Below are 525 nucleotides of genomic sequence, written 5' to 3' on the forward strand. Positions count from 1 at the left end.
GATGTCAGGCGACTGGCCGTGCAGCAGAACCTCGATCTTCGCCGTTTTCCAGTGGAAGCCGGCCTGCTCGTAGCCGATTTCGCGGATCGCCTTGCGGGCGACCGATTTGAACTTGGCCGGATTGACGACCGGATGGCCGGCGGCATCCTTGAGGATGTTGCCTGCCTTGTCCTTCTTCAGCAGCGTTTCCGGGACGCGCACTTCGCCGGCGATGACGACACGGTTGGTGGTGGCCAGCGTCTCGCAGGCGACACGGACTTTCCACGGGTCCATGCCGGTCTTCTTGGCTTCGCGATAGACCAGATCGACGATCTCGTCGGAAATCCGGTCACAGACTTTGTCAGGATGGCCCTCGGCAACGGATTCCGAGGTAAAGAAGTAGTTCTGCCGCGTCACGGGTGTCCCCTCTTGAAAAACGATCGGCAGGCTGCCGATTTTGGCGCGCCACGTGTTAGCGGGGCGAAGCGCCGCTCGTCAAGCGGTGCTTCGGCTCTGGCATGAATGTCGATGCCGTTATCTTGTGCC

1 protein-coding gene is annotated in these 525 nt (G+C 61.0%); it reads right to left on the reverse strand.

Annotated elements, in window-relative coordinates; all coding sequences use genetic code 11:
• On the reverse strand, positions 1–396 hold a 396-nt coding region (locus EN884_RS38035), incomplete at its 3' end, for an S-adenosylmethionine synthetase N-terminal domain-containing protein (protein ID WP_281034881.1).
• Positions 397–525: the final 129 nt, after the last annotated feature.

The sequence above is a fragment of the Mesorhizobium sp. M7A.F.Ca.AU.001.01.1.1 genome (assembly GCF_004022735.1).
Lineage (GTDB): Bacteria > Pseudomonadota > Alphaproteobacteria > Rhizobiales > Rhizobiaceae > Mesorhizobium > Mesorhizobium ciceri.